The sequence below is a fragment of the Pseudomonas sp. FSL R10-1350 genome (assembly GCF_009600525.1).
Classification (GTDB): Bacteria; Pseudomonadota; Gammaproteobacteria; order Pseudomonadales; family Pseudomonadaceae; genus Aquipseudomonas; species Aquipseudomonas helleri.
Map to the genome: position 1 here is coordinate 25,443 of NZ_WIVR01000008.1, position 20,121 is coordinate 45,563.

General features: G+C 62.2%; 8 protein-coding genes. 3 read left to right on the forward strand and 5 right to left on the reverse strand.

Features of this window, described 5'->3' with window-relative positions:
* Nucleotides 1–185: 185 nt before the first annotated feature.
* Nucleotides 186–1,511: an ATP-binding protein gene (locus tag GHO25_RS06055; RefSeq protein WP_178110001.1), complete on the reverse strand. Its 1,326-nt coding sequence runs from the start codon at nucleotides 1,509–1,511 to the stop codon at nucleotides 186–188.
* A complete protein-coding gene (locus GHO25_RS06060; RefSeq protein ID WP_153390145.1) occupies nucleotides 1,508–2,185 on the reverse strand; it encodes a response regulator in 678 nt (225 codons plus the stop codon). The genes GHO25_RS06055 and GHO25_RS06060 overlap by 4 nt, the downstream gene beginning before the upstream one ends.
* 180 nt (nucleotides 2,186–2,365) lie before the next feature.
* Here GHO25_RS06060 and dsbD point away from each other — a divergent pair, with 180 nt between their 5' ends.
* The 3 genes from dsbD to dsbG are packed head-to-tail and all read left to right on the forward strand — an operon-like array spanning nucleotide 2,366 to nucleotide 5,733.
* The gene (gene dsbD, locus GHO25_RS06065; RefSeq protein ID WP_153390146.1) at nucleotides 2,366–4,108 is read left to right on the forward strand and encodes a protein-disulfide reductase DsbD; all 1,743 of its coding nucleotides are present in this window, start codon (nucleotides 2,366–2,368) and stop codon (nucleotides 4,106–4,108) included.
* Nucleotides 4,109–4,981, forward strand: a complete 873-nt coding sequence (locus GHO25_RS06070) for a TlpA disulfide reductase family protein (protein ID WP_048368849.1) — start codon at nucleotides 4,109–4,111, stop codon at nucleotides 4,979–4,981.
* Nucleotides 4,960–5,733, forward strand: a complete 774-nt coding sequence (gene dsbG, locus GHO25_RS06075; protein ID WP_048368848.1) for a thiol:disulfide interchange protein DsbG — start codon at nucleotides 4,960–4,962, stop codon at nucleotides 5,731–5,733. The genes GHO25_RS06070 and dsbG overlap by 22 nt, the downstream gene beginning before the upstream one ends.
* Before the next feature lie 28 nt (nucleotides 5,734–5,761).
* Here the strand turns inward: dsbG and GHO25_RS06080 are convergent, their stop codons facing one another.
* The 3 genes from GHO25_RS06080 to GHO25_RS06090 form a co-directional block, all read right to left on the reverse strand.
* On the reverse strand, nucleotides 5,762–6,151 hold the full coding sequence (locus tag GHO25_RS06080) for a GFA family protein (protein WP_153374030.1): 390 nt from the start codon (nucleotides 6,149–6,151) through the stop codon (nucleotides 5,762–5,764).
* A 156-nt stretch (nucleotides 6,152–6,307) separates the two neighbouring features.
* Nucleotides 6,308–19,288: a non-ribosomal peptide synthetase gene (locus tag GHO25_RS06085; RefSeq protein WP_153390147.1), complete on the reverse strand. Its 12,981-nt coding sequence runs from the start codon at nucleotides 19,286–19,288 to the stop codon at nucleotides 6,308–6,310.
* Nucleotides 19,289–19,359: 71 nt separating this feature from the next.
* Nucleotides 19,360–20,109 (reverse strand): thioesterase II family protein, encoded by a 750-nt coding sequence (locus GHO25_RS06090; RefSeq protein WP_153390148.1) that lies wholly within the window; start codon nucleotides 20,107–20,109, stop codon nucleotides 19,360–19,362.
* Nucleotides 20,110–20,121 lie beyond the last annotated feature (12 nt).

Below are 20,121 nucleotides of genomic sequence, written 5' to 3' on the forward strand. Positions count from 1 at the left end.
TAAACCCTAAGCAGTACCCGTAGCAGCTGCCGAGCTTTGCGAGTCTGCGTCCGATTGCGAAGCGATCGTAAAGCCGGTTTATGCCGTCTATCTGGATAACCGTGTCATTGGATTTTGCGACGGCTGCGCCGCCGGACGCAGCCTCGCAAAGCTCGACAGCTGCTACGGTCCAGCGTGATGTGTGTTCAAACCGTCTGCAACGGCATGCGCAGTTCAACCCGCAAGCCATCGGCCTGGCTGTCGAAATTCAGTTCGCCCGCACACCGTTCAACAATGGCCTGCACAATCGCCAGGCCCAAGCCGCAACCGTTGCTGTTGCCGTTGCGCCAGAAACGTTGGGTCATGTGTTGCAAGGTCTCAGGCGCGAGGCCGGGGCCGTGGTCACGCACCACGAACACGACGTGGTTGCCCTCGGCATGCACCTTCAATTGCACTTGGGTGTCCGCCGGGGTGTGGCGCAAGGCGTTGTCGAGCAGATTGCGCAAGGCGGCGATTGCCAGCACCGAAGGCACGTGCAGACGGGTGTCCGGGAGGTCATCGGCCAGTTGCAAATGCACACGGTCAGCCGCGCCGCTGGCCGCGTCGTTGATGGCCAGACGCGCCACTTGTTCAGCCGAACACTCTACGCCGTCATCAAACGACAAACTGCCTTCAACCCGCGCCAGCAGCAGTAACTGCTCAAGGGTCCGGTGCAAACGGTCTGCCCCGGCTTCGGCGTGGGCCAGGGACTGTTCGCGCGCCGCGCCGTCGGTCATGCGTGCCACTTGCAGGTGGGTTTTGATCGCGGTCAGCGGGCTGCGCAGTTCATGGGCGGCATCGCCGGTCAGGCGTCGCTCACGTTCGATGGCTTTGGCTATTCGCGCCAGCAACTGGTTCTGAGAGTCCAGCAAGGGCTTTAATTCGCTGGGCAACGGACTGATCTGCAACGGTTGCAGCGAATCGGCATCGCGGCGCATCAGCGCATCACGCATGCGGTTGAGCGGTGCCAACCCCTGGCCGAGGCCCAGCCACAGCAGCAGCAAACACACGATCAAGGCCATGCCCACCGGCACCGAGGCGGCGAGCAGCACGGAAAGGTTCAGGGCTTCGCGCTCGACCTGGCGGTCGGCGGTGGTAATGCGCACATCGCCACGGTCGAGAGTGAACGTGCGCCAGGCGGCGCCATCAATGATCTGGTCATGAAAACCCGCCGATTCGGAGCGCATCGGCTGGTCCGGGTTGTTGTGGCTGCGGGCCAGCACCTCACCGCGCAACGAACTCACCTGGCACGCCATACCGCCCGGGATGGTCAGTTGTTCCGCACTGAAATGGGTGCCCTCGCCCTTCACCGGCAACTGCGGCAATTGCTCAAGCAGCCCCGCCACCATACGCGCGGACGCCACCAGACGCTGGTCAAGGGAGAACATCATTTGCTGACGCAAGTCACTGAGCATCCAGGCCGCCGCCAATGCCCAGATCAATACAAACGCCGAGCCAATGGTCAGGCTCAAACGCAGACGCATGCTCATCATGGCTGCTCGGCACCGTCGGCGGTGCCCAGACGATACCCGAGGCCGCGCACGGTTTCGACGATACCTTTGCCCAGTTTGGAGCGCAGGTGATGGATATGAACGTTCAGGGCATTGCTCTCCAGTTCGTCACCAAAGCCGTAAATGCTGTCTTTGAGCTGCTCGGCCGACAACACGCGTCCGCGGTTATGCAGCAAGGCTTGCAGCAGTGCCTGCTCGCGCCGCGACAGGTCGACCGGCTGACCGCCCAGCAAGGTAATGCGGCTGCTCGGGTCATAGCTCAATTGCCCGTGTTCGATCAAATTGACGCTGCGCCCGGCCACTCGACGCAACAAGGTGTGCAGGCGGGCGGCCAGTTCGCGCAGGTCAAAGGGCTTGAGCAAATAGTCATCGGCCCCGGCTTGCAGGCCATCCACCCGGTCGGTGACCGAGTCACGGGCGGTCAGCACCAGCACGGGTAGTTCAAAGCCCTGCTGACGCAGTTGCTGCAACAGCTTGAGGCCGTCTTCGTCAGGCAAGCCCAGGTCAAGCACCATCACGTCAAACTCGGCGGCCTTGAGCATGGATTTGGCTTTGCTGGCGGTACCGACATGTTCAACCGTCAGCCCCTGCGCCGTCAGCCCGGCCACAATGCCGCTGGCAATCAGTTCATCGTCTTCGCAAACCAGTACGTGCATGCTCATACCCGCGTAAATAGGCTGATTAAAAAATCATGGGATTAAGGGCGGATTATCCACCCTATAAATGTAGTGCACCTGCTTTGTTTAAAGCGCTTGTCAGTTTCGCGACCCTATTAACACTCGGTTAATCATGTGTCGCCAAGGTGTTGCCTATTCATAAAGACCAAGGCTGGGCGTATGCACCGTTTGTTTATTTTTCTGTTTCTACTGCTGACGGGCTTCAGCCAGGCGCAAGCCAGTAATGACCCTTTTGCCCAGAAAGTCGACTTTTTGCCGGTGGCCAAGGCGTTCGCCTTCAGCAGCGAAGCCTTGCCATCGGGCGAAACCCGGCTGAGCTGGCAGATTGCCGACAACTACTATTTGTACCAAAAGCGCTTCAAGTTTGACGGTCTGGACGCTGCGCACACCCCCGTGCTGCCCCAGGGTGAGGAGCACAATGACGAGTTTTTTGGTGCCAGCCAGGTCTACCGCAATCAGGTTGACGTGCTGATCCCGGCGGGTGCCAGCGGCCAGGTCAAAGTGAGCTGGCAAGGCTGCGCCGATGCCGGTCTGTGCTACCCGCCGCAAAGCCAGGTGGTGGATCTGGGCGGCGCACAACCTGTCGCCGCTCAAGGCCAGGCCCAGGACCAGTCGCTGGCGGCCAGCTTGCAGCAGCGTTCGTTGGGCTGGAGCTTGTTGCTGTTCTTCGGCCTGGGCCTGTTGCTGGCCTTTACCCCGTGCTCATTGCCCATGCTGCCGATTCTGGCCGGGCTGGTGGTGGGCAGCGGTGCCAGCGCCGGGCGCGGTTTCGCCGTCGCCAGCAGTTACGTAGTGAGCATGGCGTTGGTGTATGCAGGCTTGGGCGTTTTGGCCGCCCTGCTGGGCGCCAACTTGCAGGCCCTGCTGCAACAACCCTGGTTGCTCGCAAGCTTTGCCGCCCTGTTTGTGGTGCTGGCGCTGCCGATGTTTGGCTTTTTTGAATTGCAGTTACCCGCCGCCTTGCGCGATCGCCTCGAAAACGCCGGCCGTGGTCGCAAAGGCGGCAGCCTGCTGGGTGCGGGCATCCTCGGCGCCTTGTCGGGTTTGCTGGTGGGCCCGTGCATGACCGCCCCGCTGGCAGGCGCCCTGCTGTACATCGCGCAGAGCGGCAATGCGGTTGAAGGTGGCCTGGTGCTGTTTGTGATGGGTGTCGGGATTGGCATGCCGTTGTTGTTGCTGGTCACAGTGGGCAGCCGCTTTTTGCCCAAGCCGGGCGCCTGGATGGATCTGACCAAAGGGCTGTTTGGCTTCCTGTTCCTCGCTACGGCCCTGCTGTTGCTGCGCCCGGTGGTCAGTGAAACCCTGTGGCTGGGGTTGTGGGGAGTGTTACTGATTATTTTTGCCAGCAGCCTGTGGCAACAAGCGCAACACTTCGCCCGCGCCAAGCCGCTGTTTAATCCCTTGAGCCTGCTGGCCGGGATTTGGGGTGGCTTGATGCTGATAGGGGCCGCCGGTGGCGGCACCGACCTGGGTCAACCGTTGCAGGTGTACACCGCTAAAACCGTGATCGGCACCACGGTCAGCAATGACCATGGCGACTTCATTACCCTCAACGACCCGGCCAGCCTCGACCGTGAACTGGCCAGCGCCAAGGCCGAGGGGCAATGGGTGTTGCTCGACTACTACGCCGACTGGTGCGTGTCGTGCAAAGTCATGGAAAAACAGGTGTTCGCCAAACCTGAGGTGCAATCGGCTTTGCAGGGCGTGCGACTGTTGCGTCTTGATGTGACCGCCGATAATGTCGCCAGCCGCGAATTGCTCAGCCGTTACCAGGTGCCCGGCCCGCCCAGTTTTATCTGGATAGGTCCCAATGGGGTTGAGCGTCGTGGGCAGCGGATCACCGGCGAAGTCAACGCCGAGACTTTTTTGAAAAACTGGAATGCCACTCGGGAAACCCCATAAATGCTCACCCTGACCATCGGTTCGTTTGCCTTGGCAATTAACCACCTGCTGCTGATCCTGGCCCTCGCCCTGGCGACGCTGGTCGGTTGGCGGGTGGCCAAACGTGGCGGCGAGAACCCTGAGTCAGTGTTGTTTGCCCTGTTTTTGCTGGGCTTGCTCGTGGCGCGTATCGGTTTTGTGCTCGCTTTCTGGCCGCACTTCCAGAACAGCCCGTTGAAAATGCTCGATTTGCGTGACGGCGGGTTTATGGTCTGGCCCGGCCTGGTGGCCGTGGTTGCAGGTGCGGTGCTCTGGGGTTGGCGCCGTGCGGGCTTGCGCCGCCCATTAGCTTGGGGGTTGAGTACTGGCCTGACCTTCTGGATTTTGGCCAGCCTGTCTTCCAGCCTCTATGAGCAGGGTTCGCGCCTGCCTGAACTCACCTTGCGCACAGCCAATGGCGAATCGGTGCAACTGAGCAGTTACCAGGGCGGCCCGCTGGTCATCAACTTGTGGGCCACGTGGTGCCCGCCGTGTCGCCGGGAAATGCCGGTGCTGCAGAACGCGCAAAAACAGCATCAAGACGTGACGTTTTTATTCGTCAATCAGGGCGAAAGCATGCAGAGCGTCAGTACGTTCCTCGAAACCCAGGGTCTGAGCCTGAGCAACATCTTGTTCGACAGCAGCGGGCAACTGGCCCAGAAAGTCGGCTCCATGGCGCTGCCGACTACGCTCTTCTACAGCGCTGACGGGCGTTTGCTGCGCAGCCACCTGGGCGAACTGTCCGATGCCAGCCTGGCGCAGGCCATGCAAGGCTTTACCAAAGAACATTCAAAGTCGGCCCAACAGGTCGACCCTGCAAGGAATACGCAAACATGCTTAACCGCAAACTGTTAACCCTTAGCCTGACCTCTCTGTTTGGCGCTGCCCTGCTGCAGTCGCCTGTGCTGCAAGCTGAAGAACTGCCTCCAGCCATCAAGAAAATCGAAGCCAAGGGCGCGAAAATCGTCGGCAGCTTTGATGCCCCCAGCGGTTTGAAAGGTTATGCCGCGCAGTACCAGAACCGTGGCATGGCCTTGTACCTGACCGCTGACGGCAATGTGCTGGTCGGTAACCTGTATGACGCCGATGGCAAAGACCTGAGCCTGGCGCCGCTGCAAAAGCTGGTGTATGCGCCGATGGCCAAAGAGGTCTGGGCCAACATGGAGAAGAGCAACTGGATCCAGGATGGTAAAAAGGATGCGCCGCGCACCGTTTACCTGTTCAGCGACCCGAACTGCCCGTATTGCAACATGTTCTGGGAACAGGCCCGGCCGTGGGTGGACTCCGGCAAAGTGCAATTACGCCACATCATGGTGGGCATTATCCGCGAAGACAGCCCGGGCAAGTCTGCCGCCCTGCTGTCCGCCAAAGACCCACAGCAAGCCCTGCTGGCTCACGAAAAAGCCGGCAAGGCCAGCACCCTCAAGGCCTTGAGCAAAATCCCGGCTGACGTACAGGCCAAGCTCGACGCCAACGCCCAGCTCATGAACGACCTGGAACTGTCAGCGACCCCGGCGATTTTCTACCTGGACGACCAAGGCAACCTGCAACAACAGCAAGGTGCACCGTCGCCAGACAAGCTGGTGCAGATTTTAGGGCCCAAGTAACTATCGCAGCCTCGTACCTCGACAGCGACTACGGGGTTAATGGCGTCAAACACCACCAACGTGGTCGGATGTCCTCAAACGAGTGGTACAACGGCGCCAGCTCGGCGCCGTTATTGTCATCAAAGCCGCCAATCAGCAATGCAATCGTTGGCTCATCATCGATTGCGCCAATCGAACTTCCGCACGTTGGGCAAAAGGCCCTGCTGGAGTAATCCGAGGTTCTGAAGACCGAAGGAGCACCCCCGGCCCCTACCCACTTGACCCGTTCTTGCGCAAACTCCACCCACACAACGGTCGGTGAGCCTGTATGCCGCTGGCAGGTTTTGCATGAGCAGGTATGAGCGTTTTCTGCAGGGCCCAAGGCTTCATAACGGATCGAGCCACAAACGCATCCGCCACTGTAATGAGTGTGTTCCATACACAATTCCGTTGGCTTGCTGTCGAGATGCCAAGCGTAGCGAGAAGCGAACAACTTGCAACGTGCAGTTCACCTTGGAGCTGCCGCAGGCTGCGATCTGTTGATGGTTAAGATCAACAGATCGCGAGGCAAGCTCGGCTCCTACAGGGGGTGTTGTTACAGCCCTTCGAGTTCGGCCATCAGGTCGCTCAGGCGATCGACTTTTTCCTCGTTGATTTCGCTGCTTTGTAGCCCTTCGATGTACACCGCCAACTCGGCCACGCAACTGCATTCAAACATCGCCCGTAACGGCACGTTGCGTTGCAGTACTTTCTGTACCCGCGAGGCGATTTGTGTCGCCAGCAAGGAGTGGCCGCCCAGCTCGAAGAAGTTGTCGTTGACCCCTACCCGCTCGACGCCCAGGACTTCACTCCAGATGCCTGCCAAGGTGTGTTCCAGTTCTGTGCGTGGCGCCAGGTAGTCCTCACGCTGCAACTGGCCGATGTCTACCGCCGGCAGCGCCTTGCGGTCGAGTTTGCCGTTGGCGTTGAGGGGCAATCGCTCCAGCCACAACCAATGCAGCGGCACCATGTAGTCCGGCAGTTCAGCGCGCAGGCGCTGTTTGATCCGGTCCAGCCGCTCGTTCAGGCCGAGGGCCGTTTGCGCGGCCACCAGATAGCCGAACAGGTATTTGCCATTGGGCCCTTCCTGCACGCTGACCGCCGCGTCACGCAGTTCTGGTTGCTCGTGCAGGCGCGCTTCGATTTCCCCCAGTTCGATCCGATAACCGCGAATTTTCACTTGATGGTCGATGCGCCCGACGTACTCCAGCACCCCGTCGCTGCGCCGCCGCGCCAGGTCGCCAGTGCGGTACAAACGCTCACCCGGTGCACCGAACGGGTTCGGCACAAAGGCCAGCGCGGTGCGCAGCGGGTCGCTGACATAACCCCGGCCCACGCCGGTGCCTGCCACGCACAACTCACCCACCGCGCCGAGTGCGACCAGTTGCAGCGCGTCGTCGAGCAGGTACAGACGGTTGTTGTCGGTCGGCGTGCCAATCGGCAAGTAGCTGCCTTGAGTCGCCCCATGATCAACGCGGAAGAACGCCACGTCATCTGAGCATTCGGCCGGGCCATAGGCATTGACTAGGCCAATCTCGGGGTAACGCAACAGCCATTGCTGCGCCAGTTCTGGCGGCATGGCCTCACCGGTGGGCAGCATCCAGCGCAAGCCAGTCAGTTCAACAGGGGCCTCGGCCAGCATGCCTTGAATCAACGACGGCACGCTTTCCAGCACGCTGATGCCTTGGGCATTGACCTGCGCCAGCAGGGCTTGCGGGTCGTGGCCGATGGTGTTCGGAACAATCTCGACCCGCGCACCGAACAAGGGTGCGGCGAGGAACTGCCACACCGAAATATCGAAGCTTTGCGAGGCGGTCTGCGCAATCACATCACCCTCGCTCAGTTGCAGGTACGGCACTTTGCTCAACTGGTTGTTGAGCATGCCGCGTTGCTCGACCATCACGCCTTTGGGCAACCCGGTGGAACCCGAGGTGTAGATGACGTAGGCGAGGTTGTCCGGGCCGCTGTAGACCTGCGGGTTGTGATCCGCCCACGTCCCGGCTTGCACGTCTTCCCATACCAGTAGCCGTGGACGCACCGCGCAACCTGACTCATCGAGCAAGGCTTGCGCCTGCTCGCGACAGGCCTGGGTGCAGACCAGCATAGGCGTGCGGCTCAATTCCAAGATGCGGCTCAGACGCGGCCCTGGCAGCGCCGGATCCAGCGGCAAATAGCCCGCCCCGGCCTTGAAGCTGCCAATGATCATGCCCAGCAAGTCCAGCCCGCGCTCCGCCAGCAGCGCCACCGGTTGATCCATACGCACACCGCCTGCGATCAAGGCATGGCCCAGGCGGTTACTGCGCTGGTTCAGTTCGTGGTAACTCCACTGCTGCTCCAGGCAACCGGCCGCGATGCGCTGCGGATGCGCTGCCACTTGGGCTTCGAACAGTTCAGCATAGCTGTGCTGCAACGGGTACTCGCGCTGGCTTCGGTTGCAGCCCTCTATAAGGAATTGCTGCTCAGCCTCGCCCAGCAAAGGCAAGTCGGCCATGTCGCCATTGACGCCGTCCATCAAGGCCAGCAACAAGCGCTTGAACTCACTGAGCAGGCGCTCAACGCTGCTGCGCTCAAAAAAGCGCTGGTCGTAAGACAGGTGCAAGCCCAGGTCATCGCCGGGGTAGCACACGGCGGTGAGCGGGAAGTTGGTATGGGTACGACCTGAGTCCGAGGTGGCGTTCAGGCTCTGGGCCCGGTCCAGCACCGACATATCGACCGGCGCGTTCTCGAACACAAACAGGCTGTCGAACAGCGGCTGGCCTTTGGGCAGTTCGCTGCGCTCCTGAATCGTCACCAGCGGCAAGTACTCGTACTCGCGCAACTCCATATTGTGTTCGAGCAAGGCGCTCAGCCATTGCCGAACGCTCAGCGCCTGACCGTCTTCAGGCATCTGCACACGCAGGGCCACGCTGTTGATAAACAGCCCGACCGTCTGCTGCATTTGCGGCAGTTGCACCGGGCGCCCGGCCACGGTAACGCCAAACACCACGTCGCGCTCACCGCTTAAGCGTCGCAGCACCAACGCCCATGCCGCCTGGGCAAAGGTGTTGATGGTCAATTGGTGCTGCTGCGCCAGTTCACGCAACCGCACGCCATCTTTGACCTCAAGCCGGGTGTAGCAGTCGCCCACCAGCATGCCGCCGCTAGCGCCCGCATGCTCGCGCAGCAAAGGCCGGTCGGTGGGGATGTAAGTGGTCCGTTCAAAGCCTTGCAGGTTGCGCTGCCACCAAGCGTTGGCCTGCTGCAGGTCCTGCTGTTGCAGCCAACTGATGTACTCGCGATAGCGCGGTGGCGTGGTCAGTTGCGGGGCGCGACCTTCGCCAAGCGCACTGTAGATTTCAAAAAAGTCGCTCATCAGCAGCGAACGGCACCAAGCATCTATGAGGATGTGGTGATTGCTCATCATGAACCAGTAGCGCGCCTCACCCACACGGATCAGGCGCAGGTGGAACGGCGCCTGATTGAGCAGATCAAAACCGGCTTCGCGCTCGCGCTTGAGCAGCGCCTGCAGACGTTCTTCGTGGCTGTCTTGCGGCTCGCGGCTCCAGTCGAGGTAATCAACTTCGGTGTTGCCGGGGCGATGGATGATTTGCAGCATGCCTTCGCCCGCGTTCCAGCAGAACGACGCACGCAAGGCCTCATGCCGCGTCACCACTGACTGCCAGGCCTGGGCGAAACGTTGAGGGTCGAGGGCGCTGTCAATCCGGTAGCGGTCCTGCATGTAGTACAGCCCGGTGCCCGGTTCGAGCAAGGTGTGCAGCAACATGCCCTCTTGCATCGGGGTCATGGGGTACACGTCTTCAATCAGGCCTGCCGCCACCGGCAAGCTGTCGAGTTGCGCCTGACTGAGTTTGGCCAGCGGGAAGTCCGATGGCGTCAAGCCGCCCGCATCGCTGCTCAGGCAGTGGGCAATCAGGCTTTCAAGCTCCGCGAGGTAATCCTGGGCCAGCGCTTCAATGGCTTGGGGCTGATAGCGCTCGACGCTGAAGGTCCAACGCAAAACCAACTCGCCGCCATACACCTGGCTGTCGATGCTCAACTCGTTGGGCAATGGAGCCTGCGGGTCGTGGGCGATGCCGGTCGGCTCGTACAGCGGGCGGAACAGCGCATCGCTGGCAAAGCTCTGGTCAAACTGGCCAAGGTAGTTAAAGGTGATCGGTGCCTCGCACAACGCGGCCAGGGCTTGCCCCGTGGCCGGGTCGCTCAGGTAGCGCAACACGCCATAACCCAGGCCTTTGTGCGGTACGTGTCGCAGTTGCTCTTTGATGGCCTTGATCGAAGCGCCCTGCCCCAGGTGGCTGCTCGGCGTCAGGCGCAGCGGATAAGCGCTGGTAAACCAGCCCACGGTGCGGCTCAAGTCGATCTCATCGAACAGGGTTTCGCGGCCGTGACCTTCAAGTTGCACCAGGGTCGACGGTTGGCCGTTCCAGCGGCAGATCACCCGCGCCAGCGCGGTCAGCAGCACATCGTTGATCTGCGTGCGATAGGCGCTGGGCACCTGTTGCAGCAGTTGCCGGGTGCGTGCCTCGTCCAGCCGCACACTGAGCGTTTGCCCGTGCAGATGTTGCCGCCCGCCATGACGGTTAACGCCCGGCAGCTCCACCGCTGGCCCCTTGAGGTGCTCTTGCCACAGGCCCAGCTCTTCACGCAGCGAATCACTGCTGGCATAAGCGTGCAAACGATTGGCCCACGCCCTGAATGCGCTGGTTTTCGCGGGCAGTGGCTGTTGGCGGTACAGCGACTGTAAGTCTTCAAGCAAGACCCGCCAGGACACCCCGTCGACCGCCAAATGGTGGACCGCCAGCAACAGGCGTTGCTCCCCGTGCGGGCCATCGACCAGTACCGCGCGCAGCAGCGGCCCTGCTTGCAGATCGAGGCTGCGTTGCGCGTCGTTAAACAGCCCGGCGCAGTCTTGCAGGTCCGCCACGCTGGCTCGCCAAAGCAACGGTTGCTGCGCAGCGCCCAGGTAACGCGCCTGCCATTGCCCGTTGCGGTGCTCGAAGCTTAGGCGCAAGGCGTCGTGATGCATCACCAGGGCCAGTAGCGCCCGCTCCAGCAAGGCCGGCTCAAGAGGTTCGGCAGGTTGCAGCAGCACGCACTGGTTCCAGTGCCCGCGTTGCGGCATGTCGGTATCAAAGAACCACTGTTGAATCGGCGTCAGCGCCGATTCGCCAGTGAGTACGCCCTGCTCGGCGGTCAGTTGCTCGGTCTGGGTCGCAACGCTCGCCAGCGCTTGTACTGTTTGATGCTGGAACAGGTCACGGGGGCTGAAGTGAATCCCCAATTGCCGGGCGCGGCTGACCACTTGAATCGACAGGATCGAGTCGCCGCCCAGCTCGAAAAAGTTGTCATTAAGACCGACGTGCTCACGGTTCAGCACCTCGCCCCACACCTTGGCCAAACTGGCTTGCAGGGCATTGCGCGGGGCCACGTAGAGTTGGCGATTGAGCTCAACATCGGGCGCTGGCAAGGCGCGGCGGTCGAGTTTGCCGTTGGCGGTCAGCGGCATGTTGTCCAGCATCATCAAGTGCGCGGGCACCATGTAATCCGGCAGTTGCGCCTTGAGCCGGGCCTTGAGCGCTTCGCGCAACGCACCCGCCTCGGCCTGTTCATCACACACCAACCAGGCCGCCAGTTGCTTGCCACCCGGCATGTCCAACGCCAGCACCACGGCTTCACGTACCACCGGATGCGCGAGCAAGTGGCTTTCGATCTCGCCCAGTTCGATGCGAAAACCCCGGATTTTGACCTGATGATCGACCCGCCCCAGGTATTCCACCAGACCGTCAGCGCGTTGGCGCACCAAGTCGCCGGTGCGGTACAAGCGCCCGCCATTGCGCGCAAACGGGTCTGCCACAAAGCGTTCGGCCGTCAGCCCGGGACGCTGATGATAACCCTGCGCCAGCCCGGCGCCGCCGATGTACAGTTCGCCGGTGGCGCCTTGGGGCACCAGCGCCAGATGGCTGTCGAGAATGTAGGCCACCCGTGCACCGATGACCTCACCGATTGGCACACTGGCAGCGCCATCGGCTAGGTGTTCCGGTGCCAGACTGGCCAGCGGCATGACCACGGTTTCGGTCGGGCCGTAGGCATTGAAAAACACGCTGGGCTGGAAGGCAGAACGGATGCGCTGCAAGTGCTCGCCGGTCAATGCTTCGCCGCCGGTGATGCACATGCGCACCGGCAATGTCTGCCCACGGCTGGCCAGCCACTGGGCCAATTGGCTGCCGTAGCTGGGGGTGAAGCCCAGAATACTGACCTGTTGCTCACGGATCAGTTGGCAGATTGCTTCGGCGTCCCACTGCCCTTGCGCCCGCAGTACCAGCCGCGCACCACTGAGCAGCGGCACCAGCAAACGTTCGGTGGCAGCGTCGAAGTTGATCGAATAAAAGTGCAGTTCACAGTCATCCGCACGCATGCCAAACCGCTCAATCACCGCCTGACAATGCATGGCGATCTCGCCGTGGGACACCACCACGCCCTTGGGCTGGCCGGTGGAGCCCGAGGTGTAGATCAAATACGCCTGATGCTGTGGCAAATTGATAAACGGCAGTGCGCTGGACGGGTACGCGGCCAGTTGCGGGCCGTCGTCTTCGAGACTCCAGCGCACAACGCTTGAGGGCAATTCACCCAGCGCGGCAAACAGGCTGCGATGGCTCAACAACACGCTGATGCCGCTGTCTTCGATCATGTACTGCAAGCGTTCCAGCGGGTATTCCGGGTCGAGCGGCACGTAGGCGCCGCCCGCCTTGAGGATCGCCAGCAGGCCGACGACCATGTCCAGCGAACGTTCCAGTGCCAGCCCCACCCGCACCTGCGGGCCTACGCCCAGCTCGCGCAGCTTCCAGGCCAGTTGATTAGCGCGGCCTTCAAGTTCGGCGTAGCTCAAGTGCTGCCCGCCGAAGGTCAAGGCGATGGCCTCAGGACGCATTCGGGCTTGCTCCGCAAACAGAACATGCACGTAGTGATCGAGACGCTGCGTACCCGCCGCCGGTGTCAGCCCGTCCAGCAAGCGCTGTTGTGCAGCGCCATCCAACAGCGGCAACTCGCTCAGCCGTTGTTGCGGGTCGGCCAGCAGCGCGTGCAGCAGATTACGCCAGTGCTCGGCCATGCTGGCGATGCGCGGCTCATCAAACAAATCAGTGCTGTAGGTCAGGCAGCAGCCCAAGCGGTGGTCGAGGTCAGTGACTTCCAGGTTGAGGTCGAACTTGGTCGCCCGCGCATCGTTGGGCAAAAACTCCACTGTCATGCCTGCCAGTGTCCGGCTTTGCTGGAACTCCCAGCGCTGCACGTTGCACATCACTTGAAACAGCGGGTTGTAAGCGGCGCTGCGCGGGGGTTGCAGGGCTTCGACCAGATGATCAAACGGCAAGTCCTGATGCGACTGGCCTTCGATGACGGTCTGGCGCACCTGCTCCAGCAGTTCAGCCACGCGCATGTGGCCATCCAGTTCGCAGCGCAGTACCTGGGTGTTAAGAAAAGCCCCGATCAGCCCTTCGCTTTCCGGGCGGATGCGGTTGGCCACCGGCGCGCCGATGCGCAGGTCGGTCTGGCCGCTGTAGCGGTAGAGCAGCAGCGCCAGGGTGGCGGTCATGGTCATGAACAGGGTCAGGCCGTGTTCGGCATTGAACCCTCGCAGTTTCGCGGCCAACTCGTCGCTGAGGTCAAAGCGGTACAACCCGCCCTGATGGCTCTGCACCGCAGGCCGAGGCCGGTCGCCGGGCAGTTCGAGCAACGGATGCTCGGTGCCGAGTTTGGCGGTCCAGTAATCGAGCTGGCGCTGCCGTTCGCCCGACTCCAGCCACTGGCGTTGCCACACGCTGTAGTCGAGGTATTGCACGGCCAGCGGCAGCAACGGCGAGGCGCGATCATCCACAAACGCTTCGTACAACTCGCCCAGTTCGCGGGCAAAAATATCCATCGCCCAGCCTTCAGTGACGATGTGATGCAAGGTCAGGACAAAGTAGTGTTCGCGGGCGGCGGCCTTGACCATATGGGCACACAGCAACGGCCCGCGCTCCAGATCAAACGGCTGATGCGCCTCGCTGTCGGCCAGGGCCTGCAAACGCTGCTCACGGGCAGCGCAGTCCAGGGCGCTCAGGTCCAGCCAGCCCAGGCTCAGGCGCGTGTCGCGATGCACCTGCTGGCAAGGCACGCCATTGACACTGGGGAACGTGGTGCGCAGGGTTTCGTGGCGCAGCAGCAACGCCTGCAATGCCGCCTCGAAACGCCCGACGTCCAGCAAGCCGGTCAAACGCGCCATGCCGCCAACGTTATAGGCCGGGCTGTCGGGCTCCATCTGCCAGAGGAACCACATGCGCTGCTGAGAGTACGACAGCGCCACCGGCTGACTGCGATCCACCAACTGAATCGGCCGTTGCGTGTTGCGCTGGCCGCTGGCCTGGATTCGCTCTACCTGCTCGACAAATGCACCCAGCTCACTGGCTTCAAACAGGATTCGCAAGGCCAGTTCAACGTCACAAGCCTGACGCACGCGGACAACGATTTGCGTAGCCAGCAGCGAGTGCCCGCCCAGAGCGAAGAAGTCGTCATTGAGGCCAATTCGGGCCTGCCCCAGCACTTCGCGCCAGATTGCGGCAATGCGTTGTTGCAGTTCAGTCTGAGGCTCGACGTGCTCGCGCACGTGCCACACCGGCTCCGGCAAGGCCCGGCGATCAAGCTTGCCACTCGGGCTCAGGGGCATGCGTTCAAGGCGCAACAACTGCGCGGGGACCATGTAATCCGGCAGTTCGGCGGCCAGTGCGGCTTTAAGTTGCACGCTGTGTTCGGCCTCGGGCAGCGACCCGTCGAGCGCCGTGTAGTAGCCGATCAGTTGCGGCCCGGCCTGGGTGTCGTGAATCAATACCGCCGCCTGCGCCACCTCAGGCTGGGCCAGCAAGCGCGCTTCGATCTCTTGCGGCTCGACGCGAAAGCCGCGCAGTTTGACTTGCTGATCCAGACGCCCGAGGTAGTCGAGGGCGCCATCGCGGTTCCAGCGCACCTGATCACCGGTGCGGTACAGCCGCGCCCCCGGCTCGCCTAGCGGGTCAGCAATAAAGCGCTCAGCCGTCAGCCCCGGACGCTCCAGATAGCCACGCGCCAGGCCAATACCGCCGATGCACAATTCCCCCGGCACACCCACCGGCAGCAGGTTCAATTCGCTGTCGAGCACCCGGCACACCACGTTGCCCAGTGGGCGGCCGATGGGCGAGCGCTCGCCGTCATCATGAGCACACTGCCAGTGGGTGACGTTGATCGCGGTCTCCGTCGGGCCGTAACGGTTATGCAGTTGCACGGCGGGTAATTGTTGCAGCACGTGATTGCGCAGTTCGGCGGGCAAGGCTTCGCCGCCACTGAAAAGCCGACGCAACGTGCGGCACTGCAAGGCCTGCGGTTCATCGACAAACAGACGCAACAACGGCGGCACAAAGTGCAACGTGGTCACCCCGAACTGCTGCACCAACTGCGCGATGCGCTGCGGGTCGCGGTGCTCTCCCGGCCCGGCCAGCACCAGACGGCAACCGGTGATCAACGGCCAGAAGCACTCCCACACTGACACGTCAAAACTAATCGGGGCCTTTTGCATCAGCACATCGTCGGCGCCCAGGCCGTAGGTGGCTTGCATCCACTGCAAACGCTCACTCAGGGCTGCATGGGTGTTGCCGACGCCTTTGGGCTGGCCGGTCGAGCCCGAGGTGTAAATCACGTAGGCCAGGTTGTCGCCGTGCAGGTGCAGCCCCGGCGCATGGGCGGACCAGCTGTCGAGATTGAGGCCGTCCATGGCGATCACACTAAGGGCTTCAACATTGGGCAAACGCGGCAGCAGATGGCTTTGGGTCAGCAACAGTGCCGCACCGCAATCCTGCAGCATGTAGGCCAGACGCTCGGGCGGGTAGTCCGGGTCCAGAGGCACGTAGGCGCCGCCCGCCTTGAGAATCGCCAGCAGGCCGATCAGCAGTTGCGGCGAACGTTCAGCGGCAATCGCCACCGGCACATCCGGGCCCACGCCCTTGTCACGCAAGTAGTTTGCCAGGCGGTTGGCGTGCCCATGCAGATGGGCGTAATCGAGGCTGCCGCCGTCCCACAACAGGGCGATGTGGTCCGGGGTGAGCTGCGCTTGCTGTTCAAGCTGCTGTGGCAGCCATTGCTGCGCGGGATCACATGGCGCTTCACTCCAGCGCGCCTGTTCAAGCAACTGCTGCGGGCTGAGCAGGTGCAGGTCAGCCAGGGCCTTATGGCTGTCGGCGCAGACTTGGCGCAAAAGGCTGACAAAATGCTCGGCCAGTTGCGCAATGCTGCTGGCCTCAAATCGTTCATCGGCGTAGTCGAATGATAGTTTCAGGCGGCCTTGGCGGTCTTCTTCGCTGTGCAACTGCAAGTCGAATTTGGCTTCGCGGCTGTGCCATTCCAGCTCTTCGGCGAGCAAGCCCGGCAAACGCCGTAAAGCACTCAGGTCGCGTTGCTGATGATTAAACAGGACCTGGAACAGGCCGTGTTCACGGGCCTGCGGGAAGGCTTCCAGCAACTGCTCAAAAGGCAGGTCCTGATGCGCTTGGGCCTCCAGCGTGGCAAGGCGGGTTTGCTGGAGCAATTGGGCAAACGGCAGGCGCCCGTCCAGTTGCGCACGCAGCACCAAAGTATTGATGAAAAAGCCGATCAGGCCATGGGTTTCCTGACGCGGACGGTTGGCGCTCGGCACGCCAATGCGGATATCGCGCTGGTCGGTATAGCGATACAACAAGGTCTGGAACGTCGCCAACAGCAGCATAAATGGCGTGCTGTTATGGGCCTTCGCCGTCTCACGCAAGGCCTCGACAAGCGGTGCCTCCAGGCGCACGCTGTAGCGCGACGCGCTGTGTTGCTGCGTGGCCGAGCGCGGGTAATCGGTGGCCAGTTGCAAGGTCGGCTGCTCGTCGCCCAGCTGTTGTTTCCAGTAACTGAGCTGGCGCTCGGCTTCGCCCTGGGCCAGCCATTGGCGCTGCCAACTGCCGTAGTCGGCGTAGTGCAAAGCCAGCGGCGCCAGCGCTAACGGTTGCTCCAGGCAGGCCGCCGCATACAACCGCGAGAACTCGTCGATGAGCAGGTTGAGCGACCAGCCGTCCGCGATGATGTGGTGCAAGGTCAGCAGCAGTTGGTGCTCTTCGTCATCGAGCTTGACCAAGGTGACCCAGAACAGCGGGCCGTTGCTCAGGTCGAACTGGGTGCGGGCTTCGTCTTCGCGGATCTGCTGCGCCCGCGCTTCTCGCTCGGCGGCGGGCAAGTCGCTGATGTCGATGACCTGCAAGTCAAAATCCGCGGCGGCCTCAACCCGCTGCCAGGCTTGGCCATCGCGCTCATAAAAGCGCGTGCGCAGTGCTTCGTGGCGTTCGACCAAGTGCGCGAAGCTGCTGCACAGCGCGGTTTCGTTCAGCTCGCCGCGCAAGCGCAAGGCGCCGGGAATGGTGTAGGCGCTGCTCTGCGGGTCGAGCTGCCACATAAACCACAAACGGTTTTGCGCCAGCGATTGCGGCAGCGCCTCATCGCGGCTCAAGCCGATGATGCTGCCCTGGGCCAGACCACCATCCTGCTGCAACGCCGCGACCCGGGCGGTGAAGGCGCTCAAGGTCGGTGCCTCGAACAACAGACGCAGGTTGAGTTCCAGTTTAAGTTCTTCACGCAGGCGGGCGATGGTTTGCGTGGCCAGAATCGAGTTGCCGCCCAGCAGGAAGAAATGATCGTCAGCGGCCACTTGCTCGACCTGCAAATGCTCGCACCAGATCCACGCAATCAGCGCCTCCAACTGATGGGCTGGCTGCGCCGGATCATGGTTGACCGTCTGAGCGTCGTCTGACGGAAACTGCGCGTAGCTGTCGAGGCTGCCGTCGGCCAGACGGCTGCGGCAGGCCGAGCGTTGCAGTTTGCCGCTGGAGGTTTTTGGCAGCGCCCCCGGATTGAGCAGCACGACCACGCTCGGTGCTTGTTGGCAGGCTTCGGCTACGGCCTGACGAATGGCCGTGATCAGGGCGTTGGCGGGCATGATTTTTTGCACGCTGCGGCTGATTTCGGCGGCAATGCCGATCCCCTCCTCGCCTTTGACATTGACCGCGAACGCCGCCACACGGCCTTTGCGCACCACTTCGACTTCACGCTCGATGGTGGCTTCGATGTCTTGCGGGTAGAGGTTATGGCCGCGCACGATCAGCAGGTCTTTCAAGCGTCCGGTGATGTACAGCTGGCCTTCATGGATAAAACCCAGGTCGCCGGTGCGCAGCCATGTGGCGCCCTGATGTGCAACAAACGTTTGAGCGCTGGCGTGCGGGTTGCGCCAGTAGCCGTGGGCGATGCTCGGCCCGCAGGCCCAGACTTCACCGACGCGGTTATCCGCCAAGGGCTCGAACGAGTGCGGGTCGACGATTTGCACCGCATGTTGCGGCTGCTGAGTGCCGCAGCTCATCACCGCGCTGCCGTCGCCCGGCACGATGCGGTTGTTGGCCAGTTCCAGCTCATTCAGGCTCAGGGCCGAGATGCCCTGCCCGCGCAGCCCACCTGCGACAAACAACGTAGCCTCGGCCAGCCCGTAAGAGGCGAAATAGCTGGCAGGGTCAAAATCGCACGGGGCAAATTTTTCGGCGAAACGTACCAGGGTGTCCTGGCGGATCGGCTCAGAGCCTGAATAAGCCACGCGCCAGCGGCTTAAATCCAGCCCGGCCAGGGCGCTTTCGCTGACCCGCTCGCTGCACAGCCGATAGGCAAAATCCGGCCCGCCGCTGATGGTTCCGCCGTATTCGCTGATGGCTTCGAGCCAACGCAACGGGCGGGTCAAAAAGTACGCGGGCGACATCAGGATGCACGGCACACCGCTGAAAATCGGTTGCAGCAGACCGCCGATCAAGCCCATGTCGTGGTACAGCGGCAACCAGCTGACAATCACGTCGTCGGGGTTGAGATCGATGCCAAATCCACGGCGAATCAGCAACTCGTTAGCCACCAGATTGCCGTGGGTCACTTGTACGCCCTTGGGCATGGCGGTGGAGCCTGAGGTGTATTGCAAAAAGGCGATGTCATCGGCCTGCAACACCACCGGCTGCCAACCTTGCGCCAGGCTCGGTTCAAGGCTGTCGACACACAGCAACGGGGGCGCCTCGGCACGGTTAAGTTCGGGCAGGGCCAGCAAGGACTCGCGCAAATGGCTACTGGTCAGGAGTACGCGCGGTTCGGCGTCGCTCAGGATCGACAGCAAACGCTCCTGATGGTGGCGGCGCGACGACTCCGGCGGATACGCCGGAACGGCGATCACCCCGGCGTACAGGCAGGCAAAAAACGCCGCGACGTAGTCCGGGCCGCTGGGCAACAGCAAGACCGCGCGATCGCCCACCGCTGCATTGGCCTGCAAGGCTGCGGCAAAAGTCCGCGCACGTAAATCCAGGTCAGCATAGGTCAGCACCTGGCTGGCACTCTGGTCATCGCCCAAAAAGCGTAATGCCAGTCGATCCGGGGTCTGGGCTGCACGTTGTTGCAGGGCTTGGGCCAAGGTGCCAGGGAGTTCGAACGCGTCCATCATGGGATTTCCTGCCTGAAGTCGGCTTTGCATAAATTCGGTGTGTTTGAGAGACGAGAAAGCACGGCGCCGCTTTAGCCGGGCACTCGCCGAGCCTGTTGCTGACGCCGGCGCAGCAGGTGTTCTTCGGCGTACCGGCGCAGGCAACGCAACAAGGCGGTTTCTTGCTGGTGCAGAAAAAAGTGATGGCCTTCAAACATGTCCAGGGAAAACGCGCGGCTGGTGTCGGCCTGCCAATCGAGCAGTTGCTCGGCGCGCACGCTGTCTTGCTTGCCGCCAAACACGTGAATGGGCAGCGGCAACGGGGCGCGTCGGTCGTGTCTGAAACTGCCGCACAACAGGAAGTCAGCGCGCAGTATCGGCAGCATCAGGTGCATCAGTTCGGCATTGGCCAGCACCTCTTCGGGGGTGCCGTTGAGTTCGCGCAAGCGCTCGATCAGTTGCGCGTTGGTCTTGGCCACCGCGTACTCGCTAACATCCCGGCGGGCCGGGCCGGCCGTGGCAGATGCAAACAAGGCCAGCGGCTCGGGCACTCCGCGCTCACGCAAGGCGTGGGCCAGCTCAAAGGCCAACAGACCGCCCATGCTGTGGCCGAACAACGCGTAAGGGCGGTCCAGTTCCGGGCTGATTTCATCGGCCAACTCGCCGGCCAATGCGCGAATATCGCTCTGCAAGGGCTCGTCCATGCGCATCCCGCGCCCCGGTAATTCCAGCGGCCGCACCTGCAGCCAGGCGGGCAGCAAGCGGCGCCAACGGCTGTATGCCATGGCGCTGGCGCCGGAGTAAGGCAGGCAAAACAAGCGCAACTGAATGACTTCAGTCATGGTCTGCGCCCC

What these genes read in the sequence shown, in the direction of transcription:
- GHO25_RS06055 (WP_178110001.1), bottom strand. Translation starts at nt 1,511, where the DNA reads ATGATGAGCATGCGTCTGCGTTTGAGCCTGACCATTGGCTCGGCGTTT.
- GHO25_RS06060 (WP_153390145.1), bottom strand. Translation starts at nt 2,185, where the DNA reads ATGCACGTACTGGTTTGCGAAGACGATGAACTGATTGCCAGCGGCATT.
- dsbD (WP_153390146.1), top strand. Translation starts at nt 2,366, where the DNA reads ATGCACCGTTTGTTTATTTTTCTGTTTCTACTGCTGACGGGCTTCAGC.
- GHO25_RS06070 (WP_048368849.1), top strand. Translation starts at nt 4,109, where the DNA reads ATGCTCACCCTGACCATCGGTTCGTTTGCCTTGGCAATTAACCACCTG.
- dsbG (WP_048368848.1), top strand. Translation starts at nt 4,960, where the DNA reads ATGCTTAACCGCAAACTGTTAACCCTTAGCCTGACCTCTCTGTTTGGC.
- GHO25_RS06080 (WP_153374030.1), bottom strand. Translation starts at nt 6,151, where the DNA reads ATGGAACACACTCATTACAGTGGCGGATGCGTTTGTGGCTCGATCCGT.
- GHO25_RS06085 (WP_153390147.1), bottom strand. Translation starts at nt 19,288, where the DNA reads ATGATGGACGCGTTCGAACTCCCTGGCACCTTGGCCCAAGCCCTGCAA.
- GHO25_RS06090 (WP_153390148.1), bottom strand. Translation starts at nt 20,109, where the DNA reads ATGACTGAAGTCATTCAGTTGCGCTTGTTTTGCCTGCCTTACTCCGGC.